The following is a 25,032-nucleotide window of genomic DNA, read 5'->3' as shown; positions in this document are numbered from 1 at the left end:
AATCTATGAAAAAACTTTTATTGCTACTGGCGTTATTGCCTTTGGCGGTTTCCGCATTTTCGCAAAAGAAAATCCGGGACAAACATATTACCCACCAGCAGGAACGAATGGTGTTCAAGCAGTGGGACGAGGATCTGTTTACCCCGACCCCGGGCTTCTTGTGGCTCAATCCCGAATACTGGATCACCTGGGCGCTGCATCCCAACTATCCAAAAACCGATCTGCGTCCACTTGGGCCTGTGGGTCCACAGACCCAAAGGCTAGCTTTGGCTGCTGCCATGCAGTCGACCGACAATGCCTATAAGCTCCAGGCCGATACCATTCGAAATCTAGCGACTACCGAGATGCTTGGGCTTTCGGGCGCTGTTTCTGCTATCGATCCCCTATGGATGCTATTCTATAGCAGGGAATTTGAAGATCTGATTTCTGGTGATAATGTGGGGCTACTTGCCGGACTTTCGATTAAAGAGAGGGAATACCTGGTATCCTCTGGCGCTTACAGCTGGTTCGTTGAAGAATCCAATGCGCTACTGGAACGGTTGCAGGCGGCCAGGAATACCGCGATGGACAGGGGCTCCAGGATTTTGGCCTATCACCGTATGCTGGACGAATACCGAAAGCTTAAGGCTACCTGGGAGGACAAAAAACAAAAGGCCAAGCTATATCTCTCACTGCGGGATAAAAACCAGGCGGTGAAGCAAAAGAACGTTCCACTTTCAAGCCCGCCTGGCAAAAAGACCGATAAGCAGATTGCCGACGATATTCTTCGCGCTTCCAAACTCTAAATTTTATTCTGTTATGCTAGATAAGCTGTTTGCCGGCACTGCCGGCTTTTTTGTGCAATCTGATCCCGTTTCGGTTCCAGATTCCTTTCGCGATACCTTCAATTTTCTTCAAGGGAACGGTGTGTACGAGGAAGGTACGATGCACTTTTTAAAGGAGATGAAAAACACGATCTGGACTCATTACGATGCGTTCATTGCCGACGCGCAGGCACTGTGCGCAATTTTTATGCTCATTTTTTTGCGATCAAAAGCTATGAAATGATAGCAGGTGACAAGAAACTGGAGGTTATGCCGCTGCTGCGTCCCTTTGGGCTTGTGATGGTGATTTTATGGTGGCCTACTTTTACACGCGTGGTGGCCTATCCAACCGATCTGGTTGCAGCAAAGACCGAGGCGATGTTCGATGGGAGCCAAACGGTAGTCAATGACCTGCGCATTCAGAGGGCAAAACTCATGGTAGAACTCGCCGACCAGCTGTTAACTGTACAGGCGCAGACCGAAACTGCGAGCAAGGAGGCCGATACCTGGTACGAAAATGCCTGGGAATCTGTAAAATCCTCGGTGAAGGAAGGTTTTAGCGAGGTATGGAATCCGATTGTTGAAATGCGCAACCGCCTGCAGGTTGGCCTTCAGCTTTTGGCAACCTCGATGGTGGAAACCCTTGCGATCTGGATTTTAAGGATTGCGGTTTATGTGATATTCATTATCCAGATTATCTTTTCTACCATACTGATTATTCTTGGCCCGTTCTCTGTTGCTGTAAGTATTCTGCCCGCATTCAGGGATTCGTTTACCACCTGGATCGCGCGTTTCATCTCGGTAAACCTGTACTCCGGCATTGCCTATCTGGTGATGTACGTGGCCTCTTTGTTCCAACATTATGCGATGGAGGCTGAGATTACACGCTATCAGGAACTGGTTGGTACCGCGGGCGCTGATATGGAAAAGCTAAGTGTATTTGCTGGCAATGGGCTGCTTTCCTTTGGGATCGTTGTGGGCACATTTGTAATTGGCGCACTTACTATGCTAACCGTACCGAGCATTTCCACTTGGATCGTATCGACCTCTGGGATCAGCTCTGCCGCAAGTTCGATGGGACGTGGTGCATCTACGATGGGAAGAATGGCTGCTGGCGCAATGGGAGGAGGTTAGGCTATGATTATCAAAAACATTGAATCCAAGATCCGCCTGGCCAGTTTTCTTTCCCTCGCGAGTTTTCTGCTGTCGTTCGCCATTTGCGGCTGCGTTTGTTTTTTTGCATTTCGACAGGTAAGCGAATCCAGAAAAAGCATCTATATATTATCCGATGGGCAGATTCCGGTATTGGCCAAACAGACCGATATCATAGTCAACCGCGCTGCCGAATATAAAGCAGATATCGCCCGCTTTCATTCGCTGTTCTTTTCGCTTACGCCCGATGAAAAGTTCATCGAATACCAGATGAAGCAGGCCATGTACCTGGTGGACGAGAGCGGGGCTATGCAGTATGCCAATCTAAAGGAGCGTAATTTTTTCAGTTCCATACTTTCCTCTTCTGCGGTGCTGACTATTAGAGCTGATTCCATTTTCCTGGATGAACATAAAAAATACTTCCGCTATTACGGTACCCAGAAAATTGACCGTAGAAGTTCGGTGGTAACCCGCTCGCTGGTAACCGAAGGCTATCTGCAGGACCTTGAACAGCGCTCAGAGAATAACCCCCATGCGGTGCTGATCACCAGGTGGAAAACACTAGAAAATAAAGACAAAGAAAATGTTCAGAAAAATTCATTCTAAAAACTCTCCTGGGCTGGGCGCTGCGTTAATGGATGCCTTTGGCTCTAGAGCCTATGCCTTTGGTGTGCGTTTCTGCTCGGTATGCCAGCAGCATCCCAAAAAGATCTATTCGCTGATGGTCTTGCTAATGGCCGGCTCGCTCGTGCTATGCTTTAGCATCATGCGCTTGGACGATCCGGTGTATACCAAAAATATCACTAAGCCTATTAAGGCTGCCAGTGGTACTACGGCAAATATCGGCATCACCATAGATAAGCTCCAGCAGGTAATGGCCCTGCAGGCTGAGTTGCAAGCGCTTTCGAAAAAGCAATCCCTTACCCGCCAGGATAGCATCCGATTCGCTGAGATGCTAAAGGAAATCAGGGTATTAACCTCAACTAAAAAATGATATGCAAATCAATTTAAGAAAACCAAGGTATGTGCTGCCACTAGTACTACTGCCGTTTATCTGCCTGCTCTTTTATGCCTATAAGCAGGGGCCGGGCAAGGAAACGGTAAAAGTGGCTGGCGGAGATTCCCTTCAGACCCAGATTGCGCAGGTTTCCGATAAGGTCCAAAAACAGGGACTTAGCGATAAACTGGATGCCTTTCGCGATAAGTTTAAAAAGGGCGACGGTTATACCGCAGCCCGCGGCATCGAGGAAGAAGATCTGACGGTGAGTACGCCGGGCAGCCTTTATAATGACCGTGAAAAGCGTATGCTCGATTCCATAGATGATGCGATGAAACGAAAGTTCTCTTCTGAGGGCGAAAAAAACGGCCCTGGAAATAGCGTTCCTGTCGCGAGGGCTTCAGGAGGTGGTTATTCAAAACTGGACCAGGACAAAGCATTGGCGCTTGCACTATCCAAGTTGAATCCGCCACAAAATGCGAGGAATAGTGAAAAACAGGTGCCAGCTGCGCAAACCGACCCTATGCAATTGTTCCGCCAGCAGATGGCGCTAGTAGATAGTATGGGAAAGGCCAATGATCCGGCATTTAAGGCAAATAAAGAAAAACAGCGCCAGGCTGCTCAGAAATCTATTTTTCCCGATGTAAAGCCGCTTGCGGTCAGAAAATCTGGTGGCGATAACGGGAACTTTAATACTGTTATGCCAGAGCAGCAAAACAGCCCAGTCTCGGCCATTATCGATCAGGATATCACAGGCTATGCCAGCTCAAGACTGCGCATCAGGCTGTTAGATGATATGCTCATTGGAAACAGGCTGGTGAAAAAGGGGACCTTTCTGTATGCGGTAATCTCGGGGTTTACGGGCCAGCGCGTACTGCTTTCGGTAAACAGCGTGTTTTTTTCAGGCGAGATATTTCCGGTAAAACTGGATATCTACGATAACGATGGATTGGCCGGCATTTATGTTCCCACCTCTGCTTTTCGAGAATTTACGCGTGACCTTGGCGGCTCATCTGTTTCGGGCATAAACCTCGAACAGTCCGAAAACAACAACCAATTGGTGATGGGCGTACTGGGGAAAATGTTCCAGTCCACTACTACAGCAGTAAGCAAACTGATCCGGTCGAACAAGGCAAAGCTTAAATACAACACCATGGTTTACCTCATAGACCCCAACGAACTTAAAGCAAAACAAAACCAATATCAATAAAAAAACAACATGAAAAAATATTTGCTGATCCTGTTATCATGCCTTTCCTATTTTACATCTTTTAGCCAAGGGAATGATGTGCTTCCTCTGGTCGGGCTTTCTAAAAATGCGACCCTTCATTTCCTATCGCCCGAGCATATTTCCTATGTAGATATTTCAACCCCGGCGCTAAAAGGTGATCTGCCTTTAAAAAATCTTTTGAGGCTTAAGATTGCTGCCGATTCTGTTTCCAAAATCGTAAATAATGCAGATGCCGGAATTGTAACCATTGTGGGCGAAACATTCATCGCGCAGTACAGAATATATTTCTTGCCCACTTGGGAAAGTTCGGGTAAACCTACGGTGGTGGATATTCTGCCTTCCAACTGTAGACCGCTTGCAGCCGCGGTTGATATGCCAATAGCAGAACTCAAAACCCACGCCCTTTCGCTGCTTGGAAAGCACAATGCGAGGCCCGATCAGAAAGGAAGAAAAATACGGCATCTCGGTTTCCTTAAACCAGCTGTTAACCGCTGGAGATTATGTCTTTTTCGACCTGAATATTTCCAATAGCACTAATCTTCCCTTTGAGATTGATGCGCTAAGTTTCAGCATTGATGACAAAAAGATCACCAAGGCTACCAATGTTCAATCCCTGACGCTTCTTCCGGTTTTTCAGCTGTACGATAGGGATCGCTTCAAAAAGAATTACCGCAACATTTATGTGCTAAAGAAGCTGACCTATCCGGAAAACAAGCTGCTGAATATTTCGCTGAAGGAAAAACAGGTATCCGGGCGAAACCTGGTTCTCTCTGTTCCCTATAAGGATATTTTAAGGGCAGATACATTTTAGCGTATGGAGGAAACAAGAGAACAGCAGCGCTTTCACCGGTTTCTACAGTTCTTTGTCTACTTCTCCCTGTTTCTGGATTTTCTTGTTTTTGTTTATGGCGAAAAGCTCGGCGCATTTCCTTTGGCTAAGCGCGTGGGTTTTTCCAGGTTCATGTTTAGGCTATCTAGGCTGCCTATGTACCAGGATCCATTTTTTAGCCGAGCATTTCTGCTGTTGCTGCTATGCCTGACTTCGATCGGCACCTTAAGCCGCAAAAAAAGGATATCGACATCCGAAAAGCAGTGGTCTTTCCGCTGGTTGTGGGGCTGCTATCGCTTTTCGGCAGCATCTATTTCCTATCCACTGGCGGAAAAGAAATCTTGCCCCTGACCACCTGGAACAATGCCGGATATGTACTTTCTGCATTTCTGGGTACCCTGTTTGTGCACGTTTCATTGGATAATATCTCCAAGGTGATCAAAAGCAAACTGGGAAACGACAAATGGAACGTAGAAGGAGAATCGTTCATGCAGGCTACTAAATGTAGGGATGGTCCAGGTAGCGTAAATATTCCTTCTCTATTTTACTTCCGGGGAAAGGTACATAAGGGATATATCAATATTGAAAACGTTTTTAGGGGAACGCTGCTGATCGGAAATCCAGGATCCGGTAAATCTTTTGGCGTGGTCATGCCCTTTATCCGCCAACTTTTGGCAAAGGAATTCTGTATCTGCCTGTATGATTTTAAGTTCCATGATTTAGCCGAAGTAGCTTATTACCATTATCTATTGGCAAAAAAAAGAGGCAAATGTAAAACTCACGATTTCCACGTGATCAATCTAACACAGGTAGAGCGCTCAAGGCGGGTAAATGTACTCAGGCCCGATTATATCCGCTCGCTTGCCGATGCCTCGGAGACTGCCGAAGCGCTTGTCGAGGCGCTCAAAAAAGGGGATAAGTCGGGTGGTAGCGATCAGTTTTTTACCCAGAGTGCGGTGAACTTTCTAGCTTCTTGCATCTACTTTTTTGCCCAGCACGAAAATGGCAGGTATTCCACTTTTGCCCATGTGCTCTCTTTTCTGAACTGCAGCTATGATGAGATTTTTGGGGTGTTGTTCACCAATAAGGAACTCACTTCGCTGCTTTCGCCGTTCTATTCTGCTTATAAGGCCAAGGCCTTTGACCAGCTGGAAGGCCAGGTTGGTACGTTGAAGATTTTTATCTCTCGGTTGGCTACCAAGGAAACGTTTTGGGTGTTCTCTGGGGATGATTTTGATCTGAAGATTTCTGACCCCAAAAACCCTTCTATTCTGGTACTTGCCAATGATCCCAACACCCAGAACATCAATTCGGCCTGCTATTCGGTGGTGCTGAACAGACTGACCCGGCTGATCAATTCCAAAGGCAATCTGCCCTCTGCGCTGATCATTGACGAACTGCCCACTTTGTTTGTGCACCGCATCGAAAATCTGATCGCAACAGCCAGGAGCAATAAGGTTGCCGTGCTGATGGGGCTGCAGGAAATCCCGCAGTTCCAGCAGCAGTATGGGAAAGATACGGCCAATACCATTACCGCGGTTGTCGGCAATGTGCTATCGGGCGCGGTGAGGAACAAGGAGACACTGGAATGGCTGGAAAGGCTGTTCGGCAAGGTGAAACAGCAGAGCGAAAGCCTTTCCATAGACCGGACAAAGACTTCCCTTTCGCTCAGCGAAAAGCTTGAACCATTGATCCCGGCCGGAAAGATTGCTTCGCTGCGAACAGGCGAACTGGTGGGTGTACTGGCCTGTGATGCGGTGAGCGAATATAATGGCGAGTTTGAAACTTCTGCCATTAACTGCAGGGTAAACCTGGACATGAAGGCCATTTCGGAAGAGCAGCAGAACTATCCACAGCTTCCCGTCTATTACGATTTTGGCGAGAAAAAGGAAGAGATACTCCGCCAGCACTATTTTAAGATTACCTCGGAAGTAGCGGCTATGGTGGCATCTTTTCGGGTAGCGCAGCCTCCGCCATTTGCAAAAGCCTCGATGAAGGCAAAACCTTAAGTAACTCGATTTATTCATCTTAACTTATTTTTATGGAGGATCTAACAGGTACCCTTGTAGCGGTACATCCCCAGCTTACCACCGACCCTGTTTCAAGGCAGGGTCAGATCGGCATGGTGGTAGCCGCCGATCTAAAGAACGATACCATTAGCGTGGGTTTTGGTAGCCCTGAACTTGGGCACTATTCGAGCGATGCCCTGCTTGTGCTGAAAGAAAAAAACCAGCTCTATCAGGATGCCCTGCTCGGTCATAAGGAACTTGGCCCAGAGGTTTTCAAGCAATTATTGTTTGTAAACATGATCCAAGACAACAGGCCTGACCACAAAAACATGATCCAGGCAATGGAAATGGCCATCAGCAGTGAAAAGATGATGCAGGCCAGTACCGTATCACTGGAATCCAGATTAGCACTGGATATTTCCCAGGGTCAGGAACAGGTGCAGCATGCCAGAATTGGCAGGTAGATGAGGCTTCATTTTATACTGGTGCTTTTAATGTGCTACGTCAAGGCTGACTGCCAGCAGGCTTTTTCCCTGCCATTAAAATCCCTCAAGCTCACCAGTCCGTTCGGTGGCCGCATCCATCCCGTAACCGGGAAATCTGATTTCCACCGTGGCATAGATCTTTCGGCAAGGTGCGAACCAGTGCTTGCCGTCCTGCCGGGCGTGGTTTCTGCAGCGGGATTTGACCCGATTTTAGGGAACTATATCAAAATAGAACATGGCGATATACAAAGCATTTATGGCCATCTGCGCATGGCTTGTGTGCGCGTCGGAGATTTGGTCGAAGCCGGAAGCTTTCTCGGCATCACAGGAAGTACCGGCCGTTCCACAGGTGAGCACCTGCATTTTGCCCTAAAGTTCCAAGGATGCTATGTAGATCCGCTCAGGTATTTGATGCGCATTTATGGGTCAGGTAAGCCGAATGAACCCGCCATTTCACCTTAATCTTTTATTCCTATTTACATGAAAAAATTATTTGAACACAACCAATTACCGATTGATGATTTCAACCGGCTTGGGCTGGTTTCCAAGGGCGATATTACTTTGGATCCCTACGACCTAAACGCACTGCTTTTCGGTAGGAGGACAAGACTTGTCACGTTAAACAACCTAGAAGCTAATGGTTTTAAAATTGAAAAGATAGACCTGAAATTGTCTCTCGACCAAAATCCCGATGGAGCCTTATCGCTCGCTCTTCACCCGATATACAAACGACCACAATACCATAAGTTACTAGAAGACTATGAGGCCGATTCGCTATTAGATGCCTCTATCAGCAATATTGTAAAGGTGTACCAGGCCGGTGAGAAAAAGGGTTTTGAAGCGGTTATCGAATACGATGCCCAGACGCGAAGCTTTATTGCATACGACCCCAGACAGATAGAGGCGCCATTTGCCATCAACGGCATCACCTTGGATGATTATCAGGCAAAAGACTTCAGGCAGGGCGCCATTGTCGATCTGGGCGACGGCACTAGATTTCAGCATAGGGCTTCCGAGGCACTTGGACTACTTTCCAACCGCTCTGCGCTTATCCTCTCATTCGGAAACCCTGGGCCCTTTCAGCATACCCTAATCAGAGATATATCGGGCTTTCCATCCAGCAAAGACAGGCAATTGCATTATTCTTCCCCTGCCTTTCAAGATGCGCTGAAGGAATATAATCCCGCCAATTATGCAGCTATTTCTGATGGCAATTATGTTGATGAATACCGCGAGACCTGGATGAAACCTAAACGATGATCCCCGAACATTTCAAGCAGAATATCCAGATGGAAATTCAGGTTTTTGGATTTGAGGTGCAGGTCGACTACCGGTACTGGTGGCCTGAGAAAAGATCGGACGAGGTGAAATTCCCACTGGTCTGCCATGCGGAATTCCGGTCGGATGTGCCAATAATCTCGCCCAAAGGCTATCATTCCCACTTTTTCTATGCCGAACTGCTAAAGCACAGCGAGCATGGATCGCTTGAGGAAATGCTTGTAGAAATCGGTGAACATCTCGCCAAGCAGAACGGCTATCAAGCGCCACACCGTGGCAATCAATTATCACTTTTTTAATTTTGTTATGAACGAACCAAATTTAGAATACCTGAAAAAGACTCTAGAATATCTAGGTTTTGGAACCAAGCTGAATGATGTGATGGAAACAGCGATCAGAAGGGAGATCCCAAAATTCAGCGTAGGTATCTCCAGCTACTTTGAACCGCCATTGAAACTTGGTCTGGACCTGGCGCAAAAGGACACTGTACATTTTACGCTTGATTTCAACAAGGCAAAAGAAAACGACACTTATTTTCTGAACGATTATTCGGCTGAACTTAAATCCCACAACGGGATCCAGCGAGCACATAGTTTCAATCTGGAAAGGGATCATCGCGTTACCGCAGGGCAGGCTTATCGGCTTTTACTGGGCGCTGCGATTCAAAAAGACATTGTTAAACGTGCGGAAGCTGAAAATTCGCCAGCCGAAAAACAACAGATCTGGATGAAGGTTGACCTCGATATCCTAGATAGCTTCGGAAAGCACCCAGTCGCAAAAGTCTACCCAAACTATGGTTTCGATATCTCCGAAACGCTCGACAAATATCCCATCATCTGGAAGCATGACAAGGAAAAGGATGCGGTGATAGCGGATCTTAGAAAAGGGATTTTCCCCGAAGTGGCCATGGATTTTGGCAATAGGATATCGCCGGTTGTAATCTCGGCAAATCCCAGAATGAGAAACCTCGACGTTTATGATACCCGAATGAACGTGATCAGGAATGACCGCATCTTTCCGGACCAGGCAACTCCGCAGCGCGTGGAACTTATGGGCAAAGGAAATCAGCAGGCCTCTGGCCATGAGTTACCTAACGGTGTTTCCCAGACTCAGGATCAGGAAGTGTCCGATCAGCACAATAGGGGACGCGGCCGTTAATTATCTCAACGCATAACGATGAACAAACTATTCAAAAAAATAGACAGGATTAGGGGAAGCGGAACCGCTATGCTCAACCTAAGGCCGGGCCATCACTATTTTCATCTCGACGGCCAAATTTTTCCGGTCTTTAAAATTGGGATACCAGAGCTCAAATGCCCTGTTGTACTTACTATAGAAGGCCAGCATGTAACGTTCACTATTGACGACGTCCATTAATACAATTTTCAATTCGATGAGCAAAAATAAACTTAAGACCCCGATAAGCTACTATGGGGGCAAACAGAAACTGGCCTCCAGGATTGTTTCCATTATTCCGGCCCATACGCTCTACTGCGAGCCCTTTATTGGGGGCGCTGCAGTTTTCTTTGCAAAGAAACCTTCAGCTGTTGAGGTGATCAATGACACCAATCGCGAACTGATGAATTTCTACCGCGTTGCCAAGGAAGATTTCGTTTCTCTAGAAAAAGAGATTCGCATCAGTCTGCACAGCCGGGACCTCCACCGCAAGGCCTCTGTAATCTACAACAACCCCGATATGTTCGGGGAAATCAAACGTGCATGGGCGGTGTGGCTAAGTGCCTCGCAAAGCTTTAGCTCCCAACTCGATAGCAATTGGGGCTATGACAAGCAGAGCAATACCACCAGCAAAAGGATACAGAACAAAAAAGAAAACTTTGTTGAGGAAATGGCCATCAGGCTTCAGAACTGCCAGATTGAATGTGCCGATGCGCTATATATCATTGCCAGCCGTGATACCGAAAATAGTTTCTTCTATTGCGACCCACCTTACTACAATTCAAATTGTGGACACTATGACGGGTATTCTGAACAGGATTTTGAGGCGCTGTTGTTTCTGCTTTCCAGGATTAAGGGCAAGTTTCTGCTCTCTTCCTATCCTTCACCATTGCTTGAGAAATATACCAAGGAAAATGGATGGGTAAACTGGTCCATCGAGCAGCAGGTTTCGGTTAATGCCAAATCCGGCAAACTGAAGAACAAGACCGAAATGCTGACTGCGAACTATGCCTTCGAACTTGAGAAATAGGTGCCAAAACAATTGCAAAGGAGGCATGTATGGCTGATTACTGTTACAATAAATTAGATTTTTTGGGTGAGAACAGCGTTTTGGCAATCGACCATTTTTCCGAACTGGGATATGATTGTCCGCCCTTCCTAAATATATTGATCGACAACGATGCGGTCTATTTTGAATCGCGGTGGATACCGCCACTTCGGGATTTGCAGGAAATTGCAGAATCATTTGATGTTGATTTCAAGCTAGTGTATCAATTGCCCAATGAAAGGATAAAAGAAAAGTACGATTATGTCTGCATGAAAAATCAAAAACTTGACCTTGCCGCAGAGGTTCTAAAAACCATGATCTCTGAAGCAACATCGGTTGAGGTACTCGAAGGCATTGCCGAAGTGATTCACGAACAGGCTGACAGATCCTGTGTAAATAGCCGTGAACGGCTAGTTCTTGCCCATCTGGCTGAAAGAAAATTCAATGAAATCAACTCCAATACCCACGAACAAAATCAAAACATTCCTTCGTCTGCTAGAAAGATTGGGAGATGAAATGTTTATTTTATAGAAATGGGTAACGATTACGCCTTTTAGCATTAGACTTTCGTCTCAAGTACAGAATAGCGATACCACAAAGTAGTAACATAATGATACCGTTTTGGCTGGAGTTTTTCATGGCGATGCCTGAAAGCATAGCTCCGGCTGCCAACATGGTAAAGACAAGCAAAAAGATAAAGTTTTTCATAATACTGATTTACAGCATATTGATATCCAATTTTGTTCCATTTATCACTTCCAAAAAATAAGATTTGATTTTTTTGCTAAATCATTTTGTTATATGATTTAAAGGTCTACATTTGACCTTGAGAGCGTTAATTTAGATACAGGCAGATTTGGATTCGTCCGGTCTGTCTGTTCTATTTTACACCCCAATAGCTCACATTCTATTCTCCAACCTGAAAAGGTTTCAAAGTCCTAATTCTTCATAACGCAGACTCCGTCAATTTCAACCATCAACATGTCTATCCGCATATGGAAAAAGCAAACGCTGATGAGCTTTCGAATGACAAAGCAACTCATCAGAATTCCTACACCGTTACACTGGGAAAGCAACCAAGTTCGAAAAAACCGGAAAAGGTTTACAAAGTAAACGTGATCTATATTCTATCATCAGAGGAAACTGCAAAAATCAAGCGTTCGATTTTCGAGGGCATTATTAAAAAAACCTTTATGAAATAGGAATTTCAAGAGCCCAGTGAATTTATTCTTTAACCACTTTAATAGGAAAACGGGAACAATCAAGTTGACTGTTCCGGTTTTCTTCAAGTTAGCTCTACATGAAAAATATGTTGGTGTGATACTTTTATTATTTTAACAGTTGTTTTACCGCAGCTGCTGTTGAAAGCAGTACCAATGGCACTAGCACGGCGGGAAGCAAAACAAAAGGGAAAAAGCCTAGCGCAATATTCGGTTGCTCAAATCCGAATTGCTCAAACCTCACGGGCAAGGAAAGTATGGCTGCAGAAACTACATTCAGAAGTAAGCCCAAGCAAATCAGGTTCCAGGCGATCATGACAGCATTGCTCAATTTCTTTTTAACCAAACCAAAATAATAGATAAACGGTGCAGAGATCCCGGACAGGATATCGAAATTCCTGCCGTGAAAAGTCATTGCCTCCGGAACCGCTTTGCTAAGAAACAGCCAGAATAGGACAATCTCTACAGGGATTCTGATGACGTGAAAAATGGTAAGCGTGGGCAGATCCAGACTATCAAGAAAAGCCCTTCCGCTTTTCGTAAGCAGTCTTGAAACCAGGAACAACAATGGTGGCACAATCAAGAGCGGAAACCGCATGGTCAATGTACTCGGATTGCTGTAGAATCCTGACAAAGCTAATGCAGACTGGATCACTATCCATCCTGTTAGGCCAAGCAAAAAGGGTTTAGAATAATTAGTCGCTTTATAAAATAACCAGATGGCACATATGGCTGTTGCACCAAAAGTTAAATAAACGTAAGTTGGTAAATTTTCCATTGTTTCGTTGTTTAATACAACACAAAGAACGCTAGGATTTTACCGGTTCCTCTTGCCATTTGATAGGAAACGAATTGCCAAATGGCAAGTAATGAAAATGCTATTTTTTGACGAACTCTTTCCTGATACGGCTGAGAGAGGTATCCGTAATGCCCAGGTATGAAGCAATATGCTTCAGCTGCGCGTGTCTGAACACTTCATTGTTGGTGGCTACCAAATTTGCATAACGCTCTTCTGCGCTTTTATTGATCATTGATAGTGTGCGCTGTTTGTAGGCCACGAATTCTTTCACGAGCATTGCCCTTGCAAATTCCCGGAACTCGGGTACTGAATGAAACAGCATGTTCAGTTTTTCGAAAGTGGTTGCATAAACCTGGCAATCGGTGATGGCCTGTAGATATTCTGTGGAAGGCTCGTGCAGGAAAAAGAAGAGGCTTCAAATGCTACTCTTCCTGCTGGATAAAAAAATGTGGTGATTTCGTTGCCATTGGAATCAAAGGTAAAGGCTCTTACAAAACCTCGTGCCAGATAATAATAGCCGCTTACCTTTCCCTGTTTTAAAAGGAATTCATTTTTAGAAAATTCGATTTCCTCGAAATGACCTGCAATCGTATCAAGCCCTGTTTGTGTTACACTTATGTTCGGAATGTTTTCCTTGATAAAATTGATCAGCTGTTCTTTTTTCATCAACACAATATAGCTTAAAAATCGGTATTTGTGATTCCAGTTCTTGCATCGATTAACAATGAAGTGCATTTGAGTTCTAATATCGCTGAATAGTTTCTCTACCACCACTGCAACTTCGCTTGAAGTTGCTAACTCAGTTTTTAGACGACCTTTCTTTTAGAAACAGCAGTTCAAGCCGTTTAATATTTTCCTTGTTAGGACTAGATTCTCCATTTTCCCATGAACAAACGGTTGAACCATTCACTCCCAAAATTTTCCCAAGGCGCTTGAGGCTTAGTCCGCTTTTCCACCGACATGCTTTAAGTCGACCCTTAAATGTCTTTTCGTCAAATTTAAGAGGACTATAACCTAAAAATAGTTGTATGGCTGGAAAATAGTTGATTTAAGGCTCACTTATAATAGTTTCCCAACAGGTAATACAGTCTTCCAAAACACCTAAAATATTCGCTAAATCGGGTTGTAAAAGCCTTAATTCCATTCTTCTCTTCCTCAAATGTTCACCTATGCTCTTCGGCTTTTTAGGATAGGTTGGAGGCATCGGTTTAGTGTATTTTCGCCTAAATTCCACTAAAGGCAACGCAACCATGTTGTATCGTTATTGCCTTAATCTCGGAACCAAAGGCTTTTATTATTAAAATAAAGATATCAGGCCATTTATCAAAATTTATATTTTTTGCCCTAACTGTTTTGCATTGACCTGTTATCTTGGATGCCTGCATTTACAAACTGCAAGACTTAACCTGCTACCTTCGGCATATTTAATCGCTATTGCCAAACACTTACAGCAGAGGTATCGACTTTGATAAGATTTGCTACATCTTAGTACGGTGTATCCTGCTTTTTAATTTGTAGCGAAAGAATCGCTTGAATGTAGGTCTCACGGGATAACTTCTGTTTTTGGTCATATTGTTGAATATCAAAGCGACAGCTAACAAGATGATGCATCCCGTTAGCACAGGAGAAATTACATACCAATACCCTAGATCGGCAATTTTACCTGGAGAGCTCACAGCTATCAAAGCTGTTGCCCCACCAGGGGGGTGTAAAGTTTTTGTGCACTGCATTATGATAATAGATATTGATACCGCCAGTGGGGCTGCAAGCCATAAAATTCCTGGAACAAGCTGGTTAATCGTGACCCCCACCAAAGCTGACAGCACATGTCCGCCGATCAAATTTCTTGGCTGTGCCAGAGGACTTTGGATTGCACCGTATATCAGGACACTCGAGGCTCCAAACGAACCTATTAAAAATAGGTTTTCCTCTTTTAAAACTTGATACGACTGGAATAATGCGATAAGGCCAATTCCAAAAAATGCGCCAAGAAATGACCAGAAATGTTCTTTCTGGTCAACCAAGGTCTCTCTATATATGACATATCTTGAAACCCTGAAAGTTCTTTTCACCAATTTTTTCAAACGCCCCTTTTTCTTTCTATGATACATCACATTTTTAGTTATCAGTTTGTATTATTTTCAGCACATGGGGCCCACCCGCTTTTTAAACCGAAAGGGACTCTTGCATAGCGGGGTTTATCCCAGTCCAAGTCAGTTTGTGATTACTATTTTCCAAACAGTGCATTTTTTAGACTATTCGCTGCGTCTGCAACAGATTGTTGTATTGCCGGAATTTGTGCTAGCAGATTAAGCATTCCGTAATCGTGTATGAAGCCTTTGTACTCTGTGACTGTGGTCGGTACACCAGCTTCATCAAGCTTTCTTCCATAGGCCACGCCCTCGTCATGTAGATTTAAGATAATTCAGACGTTGAAAACTGAGATAAAGGATACCTTATTGCTGGTTCCTGAAGATTCATTCGAGTTAGTTGGCAAAAGATTCCATCCATTTTACAGTTCTAGGTCAGTTTACTATTTGAATTTTCTTTCTTCTTCCTGAATGGGTAGATCATTGATGCTGGCATAACGTTTTTTCATCAGTCCATTCTCATCAAATTCCCAATTTTCATTTCCATATGCCCTGAACCAGTTCCCATCCTTGTCCATGTACTCATATTCGAATCTTACCGCAATGCGGCTATCAGTGTGCGCCCAGTATTCTTTTTTGAGCTTATAGTTTAGCTCCTTTTTCCATTTGTCTGCGAGAAATTTTTCAATTTCTTCTCTGCCATTTACGAACTTGTCTCTATTTCTCCATTCGCTGTCTATGGTATAGGCCTTTGCAATTTTTTGGGGATCCTGACTATTCCACGCATCTTCTGCCATTTTAACTTTTTGTAATGCCGTTTGCAGTGTAAAGGGTGGAAGTGGATACTTTTTTCCACCTGCGAGTTCTGCTCGCTTGGTTTGCCATCTACAACGGTCGAAAATTTATTGCTGGCATTTAACGCTTCTGATTTTGACCTTTCACCTGATACTTTGGATACTGAACCATTTTGGGCAGAAGCGACCCCGTCAATTAGCATTCCAGCTGCTAACAATGTTTGTTTTAGCATTTTCATAACTCTGTTTATTTGATAATAAAATTGATTTCACATCACAAACGTATAACATAAAAACCAAATAGACAAACTTGTCTGTCTATTTTTTTAAAATATTTTTTAATGCCCTGATAATCAAGTTAATGATTTTAGTTCTCAATCATTATCAATGTTTATTGTGAAGGAAACTTAGAAAATGGATTTTTTTAAATTGGTGCCGCATAGCAAATGGCTAGGCCATTCTAAATCAGTAATATCATTATGCCACATTAATAGGGGGTATTTCCTGTTAAATTGCGTTTGGCTCCGAACGAAGAAAAGTTTGGAGGCATCGCATATGTGCAGACATTAAGTGGCAGGGGTTACGAATAGTGGATCGTCACTGTAAAAGTGGTGTTGTAGGAATCAAAGCTGATTATCTAAGTTGAAGCTACCTTATTCTGCAGTTCCACCTTGAACACGAAAAAGTTCTGGCGAGCCATTCATCATTATCACCATTTTAACTCTTTGACAATGCTTTTAGACTTCTCTACGAGTTGATTTGATTTGAACAATTTGCTTTCAACTATTGAGCTTTCAAAAAGCATGTAGATATGGTCAGATATGCTTGGATCATTCGTGAGGCGTGAGAAAAAATCTCGAAGATCTTTCTTATGTTCCTGGATTACCTTTAAAATTTTGGTATTGTCGCTGGGTATTTCCGCTAAAATATTTATAAAGGCGCAACCCCTAAAATCCTCCTTTGAATTCATATGGATCAAAAAGTCAAAAGAAGATATAACTTTTGATTTTGAATCAGATTTAGCATCGGTAAACTTATGAAGCTCACTGAACCAATGTTTATGCCTTGCCTCTAAGAATGCAACACATAAATCCTCCTTTGATTTAAAATGCTGATAAAAGCTTGCTTTTGCAACATTTGCTTCCGATATAATCTGATTAATCCCAGTTGAGTTATAGCCTTGCTTTGCAAATAAGTCAAGCGATTTGGCTAAAATTCTTTCCCTCGGTGATACCATTTTTAGTATTATTTAAATAACAAAGATATGATAAAATATAAAATTAGACAAACCAGTCTGTTTATTTTTAACGTCAGCTTGAATATATGGTGGTAAATTTTGGCATAGGCTACCTATTAAATATCTGCAAAAAATTTCAACACCCCTCCGTTTAAGAGAAAGCCAGTCGCGCTGATTTTTCGATCAGATTTTCTGCATAAGCTATTCCTGATTACGTTTTAAATTGAAGCTGCTCGAAAGCTTTACTTTAAAATCCGGGACTGGAGATAGTACTTTTGTGGCTCTGTTACCTTTTTGAATGCTTTTAAAAGCCATATTGGGGATTTCGCTAAAAGTGTGCACTGACTCTCATTCCAAACTTTACACCCCGTTTTTACCACCTGGTCATGATGGCATCTTAAAGACTGACCCAAATATATCCAATCCGGGCTAATCTGACCTGGTCATTTTTAAACATCATTCGGAATTTTTGCCGCATTGATTCTTACCAACATTCCTTAAAAGACAACATTCAGCACTAAAAAGGACGTTTTAGGCTCCGACTAACGGAAAATTAGAGGCGATAAATAACATTCCAACAAAAGATTTATAAGCTTCGATTTTAAGGCCTTTAACACATCGACAATTTAGTTTCTCTATAGAAAACAACCAATGAGTCCAGCCAGGCTTACAGAAGGCTTAAAACCGCTTAAAATGAGCCGAGTGACCACTTTGGAGCAAAATAGAGTGAACAATGTAGGGTTGTTCCCCACTTTTGGTGGTTTTTAGTTGCTGAATACTTGAATGAATCTATTAAAAAGTATTTGCTATGATGCTCTCGACACAGTTATTCTGTCATACATAAATTAGATAAAACATTCCTTTTTATCCAGAGAAGAAAATTACTTATTAAATAACTATTAGCCTCAATTTGTGGATTTGAATGCTATTAAAAGACATCTGTCGTACTATTAAACAAATACTGACCACCAAAAGTGTGGAAGAACCAGTTTCATTGAAATATGCAAACAGAGCGTGAACCGTGTTTTAGCTTATGTTATCCCAGAAGATTAAACCGCACCGGATTGACCACCATAATTGGGGAAGAACCATTTTCGGTGAACTACCAATTTTAGTCATTTTAATTCTGAGATGATTTCTTCCACTTTTCGCTCATAGGTTTTATCGAGGAATTCATTATTGTACCAAAACTCCAGTTTTTCAATGATATGGGGAAGATAGATAAATGAACGGTTTTCGATATTATCCTTTAAAATCTCATTTGCCTTAACTTCATCGCCCAGGTGCCTCGCTATAATCACTTCGTTGGCTCGGTTGAAGTGCTCGTAAAGGCAGATTTTCCACTGGTCATAACCTTGCTGGGACATTTTATCCTTTATTGTGTCGAAAAGAAAGACCTTCGCTTGGATAGTATTTTGGTCTACCTTGTCCACCGCGGGATTAACGAATGAGTGGCCGAACTCATGAATGCAAATTGTTCGGAGCGACAAAGCATTGCTATAACCTAACTTGAGCTTTGCCACATCGTTTATTTCCCCGGGTTGGTTAAAGCTTGCAAAGATATTTCCGATTGTATTTCTATCTCCAACTGCAAAACCAGAGCTGAAGGGGAGCGTTAAACTAGGGTAGAGGACATACTGAGATACACTTTTGCCAAAGTAGTTTTCCATTTCTGATATGAAATTTTCTTTAGGCAGGTTTAAGGAAACCTCTTCAGTCATCTTTTTATAGTATGGAGCATATCTGGTCAGAAAATTCTGGAATTGAACTTCTTTAAAAAAATCGTTGAAGGCCGTTACAAACCTTTCTGCGTCTTCTTTTGATTTAAAATGCGTGATATCGGTAGCACCAGTCAACTTTGCATTTGGAAAATCATCCAGGCTCAGCACAAAATTGGAATAATGCAAATAAAAGTCCCTGTTCAGATACGGCTTGATTACATCGAGGTTTTTGGAGTTTAAAAAGGGTTTGAACTCTGAGGCTATTTTTGAAGTCAACGCGTATAAATCCTTAAAAATGGGTGCTTTGCCTGAAAAGTCTGTAAAGTCTTCGTAATTAGCCAGGAGATAGCTCAGTGCTAATAGTTCGATGTTCGTTCTGTAAATGATCCGGATCCCTTTTTTCTGATAAACTGGGTAATTCAGGTTGAATGAACCTGTTGCATTTTTGCCCGCTATATTAATGACTGCCTTTTTATCAAGGTTTATCCGGTAATGGTTTACTTGATGCTGGTCAGCTAACTTTTGATTGTTCAGCAATAAATCCAGTGTTCCCTTATCGGTATTGATCTTGGAACTCAAATAAACAACAGCATCCTTTTGGGCGCTGAATTTTAATTTTTCGGTTGCGTTGAAGCTATCGTAAGTTGCTTTCCATTCTTGATTGGTCTGCGTGCTTTTTAAGTTTTTTGTGATGGAACACGCATTTAGCAGTATAGTAAGGATGGATAGGAAAATTAGTTTTTTATTCATTTTTATCTTTTAATTTTCAAACTTAGGATTCAATTGAACTTTTTTCGGGGTAATAAATTCTTGTTCTGATTTGGTTGTTTACTTCATTTTATTTCCCGGGCTTTCTGCATCGTTTCTTCAATATTTTGGGTTAAAATTTTCGGCAGAAAATCTTCTCTTGGTGTTCCGTTAATGTGGTAAAGTCTTTCTGTTGGAAACTGAAACCCAATTTTAGTTTCCGACATCCGAAAGTTGGAAATTGCCCCAAGCAAGCCTGCCATTTTGGTTCCAATAGTTTTTGCTTTTCCCATGGCATCAAAACCAATCGCCATTCCCTCGCCCATACTTCCTGTCCAATGGCCCACCAGGACATAAACTTTACCGGTGTAAATTTTCTTGCGTGGTGTTACATATTCTTGCCAGTGTCTTTTGGTCTGGTATTCTTTTTCATCAAATTCATGGACCTGAAAGGGTAGGAGTTTATTTGTAAATCTTCCCATTATGGCTCTGGCAACGGTCGAGTTTCCACCGCTTGGTGTTTCCGTTAAATCGATAACCAGGTTTTTACAATGAAATAGACTATCGACTACCTGATCGAATGCTGCAATAAGATTGTTGTTTCCCAGAGAATTGTTGATTTTGATGTAAGCGGAGCTGTTATTGAGTATTTTATTGTACAAAAGTTCATTTCTATTCCCATAGCTAACAGGATGGAAAGTTATTGGCTTTCCATTTTCTATAGCAACAATTTCCCTGTTTGTATCGTGCGTTCCTGCAAAAAGCACATCAATGGCATATTGATACATTTTTTGATTGTACTGGTTGGTGAATTTCGGCAGGAATTTTTTTAGCTGTTCATCAATAGGTTTCCCGTTAAACAGGGTAACTTCCATCCCTATTTTTAAACCCGCCAAATCTGCCCCAAATCCTTTCCTGAGATCCTTAATTATGTACCTGCTTCCCGATCTTTCGATATATAAATCTAAACCCGATGGAATTAACCTGTTGGATGTTTTCAGGTTTGTGCCCAGTGAAGAATGGCCATTGTACAGTTCATTCAACATATTTTCGAGCAACTGAATAAATTCATGGTCACTTGAAATTTTTTCGGCCTGTGGTTCGTAGATTTCTTGAACTTTCTTCCAGTCAATGTTTTGCTCTTCAAAGTATGCATAGTTATCATTGATGTCTGACCAAAATTCATTGAAGTCTTTCTGGTATTTTGTTTGTGCGAAAGCTGAGCAACCGTTAATTAGAATGAGTAGCGTTAGAGCGAATTTTGTCAAAAAATTATTGTTCATGGACCTGATTCGTTATTTAAAATAGTCAAAAGGATACTTGGAATATAGGGCTGGATGAATCCCGTTCACGGCATGCTCAAACGCTTTGATTTCGGTTCCGGATCGCTCTTTGGAATCCAGAATCCCTTCCAGTTCAGCATATAAAAAGGCCATGCTTAAAAAATCGATAAAGCTGATGTTAAAGTTTGTGAATTGCTCCAACTTTTCATATTCGCCCTGTTGATGATCAAAAAAAGTAAGAACCCTGTTGCTCGATCCAAAAACCAACTGTCTCCTTGGCCGGTGCTACCAATCAACCATAGCAAATTCCCGATCGTGGGATAGGCTTCCTGTACAATTTTATTTTCTTGCAAAGCTTCTTCATAACCGAATAGCACAATATCTGGTGTAATTTCACAGCCAAGGTGGTTTGTAACGAAATTCAGGTAGGTAGAACTTGCCAGCGGAAGCTCGGATAACTTTTTAATCGGTGAAGCGCGTTTAGCCAAACGGTTCAATAGGTGATTCTCGGATTTTATAACATTAAACATTTTTACTGAGGTTAAAAATATAAATCAAACAAATGGCGTACCCGCACCTCATTATTCATAGTAGTTTTTTACCCCGATCCCAATTGTCCAGAAGTTTTTTGCTTTCTGCAGATCTTCATTCAGCCAATCTTTGTTTTCCTCATACTCATGGTCAGCTTTCATTTCTGCGACGCTTTCCTCAACGCCCTTTTCTGTTAATTGCCGCCAGATTCCCACAGAAATATTAAAAAACGCGTAACAATATTCAGCTTCACTGTCATCTATTTTTCCTTTATTTTTTTCTGTAAGGATTTCAATAAGTTTATCCGCTCCAATTTCAAACGGGTTAATTCCATAAATTGAAAGCGCCGTTTTTTCCGGAAACGGTCCGTAAGTAAATTCTATGAATTCTATATTTCCTTTGTTGTCAAGGTCGATACGGAGTTCGTACTGGTCATAAAAAAGTTGTTGAAAGTTTGAATTGTCAGAAGGAGTACCCAGTAATTTTTCAATGTCCTGTTTAGCCTGTCCTATGTAAAGTTTTCCTATGTTTTCAATCTCTATTCCTTCTAATGGTAAAATTTCAATTTCGATCATTTTGATAAAAAATTTTTAGGAACGTTTATAACTATTATACACGATTGCCAAACCAAGACTCAAATATATCACATGTTTGTGATATTTATGCATTTCTTTAACTTTGCGTTGTTGATTTTATGCTGACCCGATTAATATTGATGTGGTCATAGGCGATAGTCTTTTAGGTTAATAAAAGTAATAAACTCATAAACAGAAAGCATCTACTGATACTCGTTATGTTTTTAATCGGAAAAGCTGGGAGATATCAATAAAAACTCAATCCGTAAAAAATGAAAATTCTTTATGTCGTTCTAATTATTGTGCTGGTTGTATTTGTATACTATCTGATTTCAAAACAACGTAATGCAAAAGATGAAGATCAATTAGCGGGTAAATTTTTGCACTACCATTCTGTTGATAGTTCTAGAACCATTCAAAGCGGAAACGTTCAAATGAACTTGGTGCTGGAAAGCAAAAGGAATCTTGAATTTTTTTTAACATCAGATAACAATGTTATTGTCTCCGCCTTTTTAGGTGAAAGGGAAAATACTTTCACTAAAATCAATGCCGAAGGAAATATTGCCGATACGCTAAAGTTAATTTCCAGACCGGAGGATATTGTGTTTTTAAAGGGTTTTATCGTTGACAAGCGGGCACGTCAATATTACAGATGGAGTTTTAACGGTGTAAAGATTCCGATCGGCATTATTGCACAAAATTCCTGTTTCGACTGGGATACTCAGAGGCAAAGTAAACAGCTGGCAGATATAGCTAAGCAATCAAAAGCTGTACATGTAGATTATAACTTTGATAGTCCTGTTCCCCAAAAAAAGTTGGAGAGGGGCTACAAACTACACAGGCAGTTTCCAGCTACGCCGTAGTCACATACACTATCAGTGATGAATGCTTTCAGCTATACACTACCGCAGACGTGCGTAAATATTTTTCAACATCTTATTTGCAGGAAATGTCATGGAACAACCTTTTCAAAAGAATAAATAAGAGAAAAGTCGGGAACGAAGAAATCATCAGTACCCCGAATGTCAGGTATAAATATTTTCAAAAGCTGAAATTGGAAAAGGTTCGATTTTCTGGTGGGGGAGGGAATGCACCGGGTTTCACCAAGATGCTATATCCCGGATACCTGTTTACCGATGTTGTTTTTAAAAATGATACCCTGAAATTGAAGGAGTTCATGTATCTCGATGAAGAATCGCATACTTCATCGGTAGAAATTAATGGTAAAAACATTGGTGCGCTTTCTAAGAACAAGGCACAGCCTGTTGAGCAGATCAATGGGTACATGTATTACACAAACGATGATGTAAAGTATGCACTCTTTAGCAATAATGATCAAAAGCTGTATTTGATGAAATAGTTTGCGGAGAGTCTACTATTCTCAAAATGTTGTACTTCTCTTGTCATTTAATAAAGTTATTAAACAGCCGATTAAAACAACGGATTGTTGAACAAACCAATATATTTGATGTTGAGTTGACGACCAATAGAAGTAAGAAAATAATTAGTCATAATCACCCAAGTGATAGTCTACGACCTGGCGATGCTGATAGCAAGTTACCGCAGAAGCTTAAATGAGGCGGAAAGCTTTTAAATATCCAAGTGTACGATCCATCATAGTCACCAATTTTGGTTACTTTCGTTTTACTGATGAATGCTTGGTGTAAAATATAACTGCCCTAGCTATGAAATCAACTTGGGCAATCATAATTAGATTATATCTGGGTATTCAATTCTTTCTCTTTTCCCATCTTTAGTATAGGTATCTAAAATACTAGTATTAGTATGACCTGTTAACTTAATAACTTTCTCTTTTGACCAACCATGCTTATCGATAAGATTATTAATACTAGTATGTTTAAAAGAATAGATGGTATATCCCTTTTCAAGACCTAACCTCTTTTGAATGGTCTTAAACTTATCCTGAAAGTGAACAAATGAGGTTTTGACTGGAGCAAAGATTGATTTCTCTGTTCTAGCCTTAGATTCTTTTATAGAATGACCTAAGAAATAATCTGTTTGGTCATACTTTCCATCCATCAAACACTTTAATTCAGCAATAAGGTCACTTGTTAAATAAGTGACCTGCGCTCTATCTGTCTTAATCTTCTCCCTACTAAACGTGACACTTCCTGTCTTAAAATCAAAATTCTTCAATTGTAAACGAAGTAATTCATCTGGTCGTCTTAAAGTGATAATGAGCAATCTAAGCAACAAATGAAAATGGGGGTCAAGTCGTTTGGCCTCATCTAAGACCTTTTGCTGAAGCTCAGGAGAATACGCTTTATTTGTTTGGGTATCTTCATTATTGATGTTCTTTAAAGTTCTAATCGGGCTTTTATTGATTATCTCTAAATGATCTACACAATACCTAAAGAAGCCTTTAAGATACCTTAAATAATGATCACGCTGTGCTTTAGATGATTTACTTTGAATCTTTGCTAATAGCGCTTCAACAACTGAACGATTAACTTCATTCAAAGCGGCATCTTGGGATCCCAACTCCGCAAGAACATCTTTAATGCGGTTGTTATATGATTTGTAAATGGCTTTTGTACTTTCCCTTCTTACCTTATTAGGGGAGTAATCTATATAATCAGCAAGCAAGGAAATAAAAGATTGGTGTGACTTATCCAGCGATTCAAATTCCTTGGTAAAGGGATTAAAGTACATTGAATTCAAACGACTGATTTCGTTTTTGAGAAGTTCAGCTGCATACAAAAGTCGATCTGATTTGTTGATCGCTTTAATTATTCCTTTATCTTTTTTTAAAAAATCAGGCCCGTTTAGACCGTAGTCTTTTTTCTTGTCTTGGTTTCGCCCTCCAATTTGTAGTAAAAACGAATGCTCCATCGGAGCTTGTCCTTTAATAATTTTGGCTCACTACAATGTGGATTTATTATGCTTCTTTGTTCCATAATTGCTATAAACAAAGATAATAATTTGGGACTAAATTTGGGACTTTTCAGCTATAAATCGCGAGATTTATGTTGATTTAAATGCGTTTAAAGCGCTGTAGGAGCAGTC

The 25,032-nt window shown here is 41.7% G+C and carries 32 protein-coding genes; 20 read left to right on the top strand and 12 right to left on the bottom strand.

Annotated features, from left to right (window positions below; all coding sequences use genetic code 11):
- Window positions 1-5 precede the first annotated feature (5 nt).
- From ACQ86H_RS29310 to ACQ86H_RS29230, 17 genes are all read left to right on the top strand, one after another.
- On the top strand, window positions 6-785 hold the full coding sequence (locus ACQ86H_RS29310; RefSeq protein WP_431293355.1) for a hypothetical protein: 780 nt from the start codon (window positions 6-8) through the stop codon (window positions 783-785).
- Window positions 786-798: 13 nt separating this feature from the next.
- A complete protein-coding gene (locus ACQ86H_RS29305; RefSeq protein ID WP_431293354.1) occupies window positions 799-1,047 on the top strand; it encodes a hypothetical protein in 249 nt (82 codons plus the stop codon).
- Between the two features lie 134 nt (window positions 1,048-1,181).
- On the top strand, window positions 1,182-1,937 hold the full coding sequence (locus ACQ86H_RS29300) for a plasmid transfer protein (RefSeq protein ID WP_431293353.1): 756 nt from the start codon (window positions 1,182-1,184) through the stop codon (window positions 1,935-1,937).
- 3 nt (window positions 1,938-1,940) lie between these two features.
- The gene (gene traK / locus ACQ86H_RS29295; protein WP_431293352.1) at window positions 1,941-2,561 is read left to right on the top strand and encodes a conjugative transposon protein TraK; all 621 of its coding nucleotides are present in this window, start codon (window positions 1,941-1,943) and stop codon (window positions 2,559-2,561) included.
- Entirely contained in the window at window positions 2,539-2,949 is a 411-nt protein-coding gene (locus ACQ86H_RS29290) for a hypothetical protein (RefSeq protein ID WP_431293351.1), read from the top strand. Before traK ends, ACQ86H_RS29290 begins: the two co-directional genes overlap by 23 nt.
- Before the next feature lies 1 nt (window position 2,950).
- Entirely contained in the window at window positions 2,951-4,162 is a 1,212-nt protein-coding gene (locus ACQ86H_RS29285; RefSeq protein WP_431293350.1) for a conjugative transposon protein TraM, read from the top strand.
- Window positions 4,163-4,171: 9 nt separating this feature from the next.
- Window positions 4,172-4,714, top strand: coding sequence for a hypothetical protein (locus ACQ86H_RS29280; RefSeq protein ID WP_431295518.1), 543 nt, complete (start codon window positions 4,172-4,174; stop codon window positions 4,712-4,714).
- Window positions 4,608-4,994, top strand: coding sequence for a DUF4138 domain-containing protein (locus tag ACQ86H_RS29275; protein WP_431293349.1), 387 nt, complete (start codon window positions 4,608-4,610; stop codon window positions 4,992-4,994). Before ACQ86H_RS29280 ends, ACQ86H_RS29275 begins: the two co-directional genes overlap by 107 nt.
- 299 nt (window positions 4,995-5,293) lie before the next feature.
- Window positions 5,294-7,021 (top strand): type IV secretory system conjugative DNA transfer family protein, encoded by a 1,728-nt coding sequence (locus ACQ86H_RS29270; protein ID WP_431293348.1) that lies wholly within the window; start codon window positions 5,294-5,296, stop codon window positions 7,019-7,021.
- A gap of 32 nt (window positions 7,022-7,053) precedes the next feature.
- Window positions 7,054-7,485, top strand: coding sequence for a hypothetical protein (locus ACQ86H_RS29265; RefSeq protein WP_431293347.1), 432 nt, complete (start codon window positions 7,054-7,056; stop codon window positions 7,483-7,485).
- Complete coding sequence (locus ACQ86H_RS29260; RefSeq protein ID WP_431293346.1) at window positions 7,486-7,968, top strand: M23 family metallopeptidase; 483 nt, start codon at window positions 7,486-7,488, stop codon at window positions 7,966-7,968.
- A gap of 18 nt (window positions 7,969-7,986) precedes the next feature.
- Entirely contained in the window at window positions 7,987-8,766 is a 780-nt protein-coding gene (locus ACQ86H_RS29255) for a DUF4099 domain-containing protein (RefSeq protein WP_431293345.1), read from the top strand.
- Window positions 8,763-9,083: a hypothetical protein gene (locus ACQ86H_RS29250; RefSeq protein ID WP_431293344.1), complete on the top strand. Its 321-nt coding sequence runs from the start codon at window positions 8,763-8,765 to the stop codon at window positions 9,081-9,083. The genes ACQ86H_RS29255 and ACQ86H_RS29250 overlap by 4 nt, the downstream gene beginning before the upstream one ends.
- A gap of 7 nt (window positions 9,084-9,090) precedes the next feature.
- The gene (locus ACQ86H_RS29245; RefSeq protein ID WP_431293343.1) at window positions 9,091-9,942 is read left to right on the top strand and encodes a hypothetical protein; all 852 of its coding nucleotides are present in this window, start codon (window positions 9,091-9,093) and stop codon (window positions 9,940-9,942) included.
- A 235-nt stretch (window positions 9,943-10,177) separates the two neighbouring features.
- A complete protein-coding gene (locus ACQ86H_RS29240; RefSeq protein WP_431293342.1) occupies window positions 10,178-10,990 on the top strand; it encodes a DNA adenine methylase in 813 nt (270 codons plus the stop codon).
- Between the two features lie 29 nt (window positions 10,991-11,019).
- Window positions 11,020-11,523 carry a hypothetical protein gene (locus tag ACQ86H_RS29235; RefSeq protein ID WP_431293341.1) on the top strand — a complete coding sequence of 168 codons (504 nt, stop codon included), beginning with the start codon at window positions 11,020-11,022 and terminating at the stop codon, window positions 11,521-11,523.
- A gap of 480 nt (window positions 11,524-12,003) precedes the next feature.
- Window positions 12,004-12,210 carry a hypothetical protein gene (locus tag ACQ86H_RS29230; protein ID WP_431293340.1) on the top strand — a complete coding sequence of 69 codons (207 nt, stop codon included), beginning with the start codon at window positions 12,004-12,006 and terminating at the stop codon, window positions 12,208-12,210.
- Between the two features lie 127 nt (window positions 12,211-12,337).
- Here the strand turns inward: ACQ86H_RS29230 and ACQ86H_RS29225 are convergent, their stop codons facing one another.
- From ACQ86H_RS29225 to ACQ86H_RS29175, 11 genes are all read right to left on the bottom strand, one after another.
- Window positions 12,338-13,006 carry a hypothetical protein gene (locus tag ACQ86H_RS29225; protein ID WP_431293339.1) on the bottom strand — a complete coding sequence of 223 codons (669 nt, stop codon included), beginning with the start codon at window positions 13,004-13,006 and terminating at the stop codon, window positions 12,338-12,340.
- A 100-nt stretch (window positions 13,007-13,106) separates the two neighbouring features.
- On the bottom strand, window positions 13,107-13,349 hold the full coding sequence (locus ACQ86H_RS29220) for a hypothetical protein (RefSeq protein ID WP_431293338.1): 243 nt from the start codon (window positions 13,347-13,349) through the stop codon (window positions 13,107-13,109).
- A 2-nt stretch (window positions 13,350-13,351) separates the two neighbouring features.
- On the bottom strand, window positions 13,352-13,693 hold the full coding sequence (locus ACQ86H_RS29215) for a Crp/Fnr family transcriptional regulator (protein ID WP_431293337.1): 342 nt from the start codon (window positions 13,691-13,693) through the stop codon (window positions 13,352-13,354).
- A 133-nt stretch (window positions 13,694-13,826) separates the two neighbouring features.
- Window positions 13,827-13,937, bottom strand: a complete 111-nt coding sequence (locus ACQ86H_RS29210; RefSeq protein WP_431293336.1) for a hypothetical protein — start codon at window positions 13,935-13,937, stop codon at window positions 13,827-13,829.
- 568 nt (window positions 13,938-14,505) lie between these two features.
- Window positions 14,506-15,138, bottom strand: a complete 633-nt coding sequence (locus tag ACQ86H_RS29205; protein ID WP_431293335.1) for an HPP family protein — start codon at window positions 15,136-15,138, stop codon at window positions 14,506-14,508.
- Window positions 15,139-15,560: 422 nt separating this feature from the next.
- Complete coding sequence (locus ACQ86H_RS29200; RefSeq protein WP_431293334.1) at window positions 15,561-15,914, bottom strand: DUF1348 family protein; 354 nt, start codon at window positions 15,912-15,914, stop codon at window positions 15,561-15,563.
- A gap of 706 nt (window positions 15,915-16,620) precedes the next feature.
- Complete coding sequence (locus tag ACQ86H_RS29195) at window positions 16,621-17,148, bottom strand: TetR/AcrR family transcriptional regulator (protein WP_431293333.1); 528 nt, start codon at window positions 17,146-17,148, stop codon at window positions 16,621-16,623.
- Window positions 17,149-18,263: 1,115 nt separating this feature from the next.
- A complete protein-coding gene (locus ACQ86H_RS29190) occupies window positions 18,264-19,619 on the bottom strand; it encodes a DUF4932 domain-containing protein (protein ID WP_431293332.1) in 1,356 nt (451 codons plus the stop codon).
- Between the two features lie 83 nt (window positions 19,620-19,702).
- On the bottom strand, window positions 19,703-20,899 hold the full coding sequence (locus tag ACQ86H_RS29185) for a S41 family peptidase (protein WP_431293331.1): 1,197 nt from the start codon (window positions 20,897-20,899) through the stop codon (window positions 19,703-19,705).
- 155 nt (window positions 20,900-21,054) lie between these two features.
- Complete coding sequence (locus tag ACQ86H_RS29180) at window positions 21,055-21,429, bottom strand: hypothetical protein (protein ID WP_431293330.1); 375 nt, start codon at window positions 21,427-21,429, stop codon at window positions 21,055-21,057.
- A 51-nt stretch (window positions 21,430-21,480) separates the two neighbouring features.
- Window positions 21,481-22,005 carry a hypothetical protein gene (locus tag ACQ86H_RS29175; RefSeq protein WP_431293329.1) on the bottom strand — a complete coding sequence of 175 codons (525 nt, stop codon included), beginning with the start codon at window positions 22,003-22,005 and terminating at the stop codon, window positions 21,481-21,483.
- Window positions 22,006-22,277: 272 nt separating this feature from the next.
- Here ACQ86H_RS29175 and ACQ86H_RS29170 point away from each other — a divergent pair, with 272 nt between their 5' ends.
- From ACQ86H_RS29170 to ACQ86H_RS29160, 3 genes are all read left to right on the top strand, one after another.
- Complete coding sequence (locus tag ACQ86H_RS29170) at window positions 22,278-22,868, top strand: hypothetical protein (RefSeq protein ID WP_431293328.1); 591 nt, start codon at window positions 22,278-22,280, stop codon at window positions 22,866-22,868.
- Window positions 22,869-22,954: 86 nt separating this feature from the next.
- Window positions 22,955-23,365 (top strand): hypothetical protein, encoded by a 411-nt coding sequence (locus tag ACQ86H_RS29165; protein ID WP_431293327.1) that lies wholly within the window; start codon window positions 22,955-22,957, stop codon window positions 23,363-23,365.
- A 26-nt stretch (window positions 23,366-23,391) separates the two neighbouring features.
- Window positions 23,392-23,583 carry a JAB domain-containing protein gene (locus tag ACQ86H_RS29160; RefSeq protein ID WP_431293326.1) on the top strand — a complete coding sequence of 64 codons (192 nt, stop codon included), beginning with the start codon at window positions 23,392-23,394 and terminating at the stop codon, window positions 23,581-23,583.
- A 132-nt stretch (window positions 23,584-23,715) separates the two neighbouring features.
- Here ACQ86H_RS29160 and ACQ86H_RS29155 read toward each other — a convergent pair whose 3' ends face one another.
- Complete coding sequence (locus ACQ86H_RS29155; RefSeq protein WP_431293325.1) at window positions 23,716-24,858, bottom strand: tyrosine-type recombinase/integrase; 1,143 nt, start codon at window positions 24,856-24,858, stop codon at window positions 23,716-23,718.
- Window positions 24,859-25,032: the final 174 nt, after the last annotated feature.

The organism is Pedobacter sp. P26 (genome assembly GCF_050632135.1).
Lineage (GTDB): Bacteria > Bacteroidota > Bacteroidia > Sphingobacteriales > Sphingobacteriaceae > Pedobacter.
The sequence above is the reverse complement of the archived record's forward strand: the minus strand, read 5'-3'. Positions and strand labels throughout refer to the sequence as shown.

Coding starts and splice junctions, on each gene's coding strand:
- ACQ86H_RS29310 (WP_431293355.1), top strand. CDS start 6: ATGAAAAAACTTTTATTGCTACTGGCGTTATTGCCTTTGGCGGTTTCC.
- ACQ86H_RS29305 (WP_431293354.1), top strand. CDS start 799: ATGCTAGATAAGCTGTTTGCCGGCACTGCCGGCTTTTTTGTGCAATCT.
- ACQ86H_RS29300 (WP_431293353.1), top strand. CDS start 1,182: ATGTTCGATGGGAGCCAAACGGTAGTCAATGACCTGCGCATTCAGAGG.
- traK (WP_431293352.1), top strand. CDS start 1,941: ATGATTATCAAAAACATTGAATCCAAGATCCGCCTGGCCAGTTTTCTT.
- ACQ86H_RS29290 (WP_431293351.1), top strand. CDS start 2,539: ATGTTCAGAAAAATTCATTCTAAAAACTCTCCTGGGCTGGGCGCTGCG.
- ACQ86H_RS29285 (WP_431293350.1), top strand. CDS start 2,951: ATGCAAATCAATTTAAGAAAACCAAGGTATGTGCTGCCACTAGTACTA.
- ACQ86H_RS29280 (WP_431295518.1), top strand. CDS start 4,172: ATGAAAAAATATTTGCTGATCCTGTTATCATGCCTTTCCTATTTTACA.
- ACQ86H_RS29275 (WP_431293349.1), top strand. CDS start 4,608: ATGCGAGGCCCGATCAGAAAGGAAGAAAAATACGGCATCTCGGTTTCC.
- ACQ86H_RS29265 (WP_431293347.1), top strand. CDS start 7,054: ATGGAGGATCTAACAGGTACCCTTGTAGCGGTACATCCCCAGCTTACC.
- ACQ86H_RS29260 (WP_431293346.1), top strand. CDS start 7,486: ATGAGGCTTCATTTTATACTGGTGCTTTTAATGTGCTACGTCAAGGCT.
- ACQ86H_RS29255 (WP_431293345.1), top strand. CDS start 7,987: ATGAAAAAATTATTTGAACACAACCAATTACCGATTGATGATTTCAAC.
- ACQ86H_RS29250 (WP_431293344.1), top strand. CDS start 8,763: ATGATCCCCGAACATTTCAAGCAGAATATCCAGATGGAAATTCAGGTT.
- ACQ86H_RS29245 (WP_431293343.1), top strand. CDS start 9,091: ATGAACGAACCAAATTTAGAATACCTGAAAAAGACTCTAGAATATCTA.
- ACQ86H_RS29240 (WP_431293342.1), top strand. CDS start 10,178: ATGAGCAAAAATAAACTTAAGACCCCGATAAGCTACTATGGGGGCAAA.
- ACQ86H_RS29235 (WP_431293341.1), top strand. CDS start 11,020: ATGGCTGATTACTGTTACAATAAATTAGATTTTTTGGGTGAGAACAGC.
- ACQ86H_RS29230 (WP_431293340.1), top strand. CDS start 12,004: ATGGAAAAAGCAAACGCTGATGAGCTTTCGAATGACAAAGCAACTCAT.
- ACQ86H_RS29225 (WP_431293339.1), bottom strand. CDS start 13,006: ATGGAAAATTTACCAACTTACGTTTATTTAACTTTTGGTGCAACAGCC.
- ACQ86H_RS29220 (WP_431293338.1), bottom strand. CDS start 13,349: ATGCTGTTTCATTCAGTACCCGAGTTCCGGGAATTTGCAAGGGCAATG.
- ACQ86H_RS29215 (WP_431293337.1), bottom strand. CDS start 13,693: ATGAAAAAAGAACAGCTGATCAATTTTATCAAGGAAAACATTCCGAAC.
- ACQ86H_RS29205 (WP_431293335.1), bottom strand. CDS start 15,138: ATGTATCATAGAAAGAAAAAGGGGCGTTTGAAAAAATTGGTGAAAAGA.
- ACQ86H_RS29200 (WP_431293334.1), bottom strand. CDS start 15,914: ATGGCAGAAGATGCGTGGAATAGTCAGGATCCCCAAAAAATTGCAAAG.
- ACQ86H_RS29195 (WP_431293333.1), bottom strand. CDS start 17,148: ATGGTATCACCGAGGGAAAGAATTTTAGCCAAATCGCTTGACTTATTT.
- ACQ86H_RS29190 (WP_431293332.1), bottom strand. CDS start 19,619: ATGAATAAAAAACTAATTTTCCTATCCATCCTTACTATACTGCTAAAT.
- ACQ86H_RS29185 (WP_431293331.1), bottom strand. CDS start 20,899: ATGAACAATAATTTTTTGACAAAATTCGCTCTAACGCTACTCATTCTA.
- ACQ86H_RS29180 (WP_431293330.1), bottom strand. CDS start 21,429: ATGTTTAATGTTATAAAATCCGAGAATCACCTATTGAACCGTTTGGCT.
- ACQ86H_RS29175 (WP_431293329.1), bottom strand. CDS start 22,005: ATGATCGAAATTGAAATTTTACCATTAGAAGGAATAGAGATTGAAAAC.
- ACQ86H_RS29170 (WP_431293328.1), top strand. CDS start 22,278: ATGAAAATTCTTTATGTCGTTCTAATTATTGTGCTGGTTGTATTTGTA.
- ACQ86H_RS29165 (WP_431293327.1), top strand. CDS start 22,955: ATGTCATGGAACAACCTTTTCAAAAGAATAAATAAGAGAAAAGTCGGG.
- ACQ86H_RS29160 (WP_431293326.1), top strand. CDS start 23,392: ATGTTGTACTTCTCTTGTCATTTAATAAAGTTATTAAACAGCCGATTA.
- ACQ86H_RS29155 (WP_431293325.1), bottom strand. CDS start 24,858: ATGGAGCATTCGTTTTTACTACAAATTGGAGGGCGAAACCAAGACAAG.